We start from the raw sequence: 611 nt of genomic DNA, 5'->3' as shown, positions 1-611 counted from the left end.
GGAATAACCTAATTTTAATAATTGAAAATCACTAATTTTCATGATTCTTAATCCTAATTTTGGAAAACCATTTCTTTTCATTTTTTGCTTCTGGTTTTTTTGTTTAAATTAAAGGATGTGAGAAATATGAAACATAAAATATTCTAAAATGGTAGTTGGTTGTAATCAAAAGATAATATGGGTTGGCTAACAGAAAAAGCAATTTTAAAGTTTGGTTTGAAAATGAAAAACCCCAACAAAAAAACTGTTCTCGAAGAAATCATTTCTTATTCTCGTTTTTTAAATATTTTCTTTAATTTTGTTAAAGCTTTATTTTTTATTTTTTTGACTTGCGTTTTTGTTAAAATTAACATTTTTGAAAGATCAGAATTTGAATAGGATAGTTGATAATCATGGTTAATATTTCCTGATGTTATTCCAAAAGCTAAACAAATAATTTTAAATTCCGTGTCACTTAAATTTTTTTTTAATTTCTGAATAAAAAATTCATGTTTTACTGCTCTTAACCAGTATTGATGAGGGTTTAGAATTTTAGAAAATGTTAAAGGGGTGTTTTCTTCTCTGAATTCTTCGTTGTCTGATTTTCTTTCTTCTTTCGCTTTTCTTTGGGG

At 25.2% G+C, this 611-nt stretch carries 1 pseudogene; it reads right to left on the bottom strand.

The window, feature by feature from the left end:
- Nucleotides 1–266: 266 nt before the first annotated feature.
- Nucleotides 267–611, bottom strand: a pseudogene (locus Q8777_RS02670) (sigma-70 family RNA polymerase sigma factor); the annotation flags it as partial.

The organism is Candidatus Phytoplasma stylosanthis (assembly GCF_032886435.1).
Lineage (GTDB): Bacteria > Bacillota_I > Bacilli_A > Acholeplasmatales > Acholeplasmataceae > Phytoplasma > Phytoplasma stylosanthis.
The sequence above is the reverse complement of the archived record's forward strand: the minus strand, read 5'-3'. Positions and strand labels throughout refer to the sequence as shown.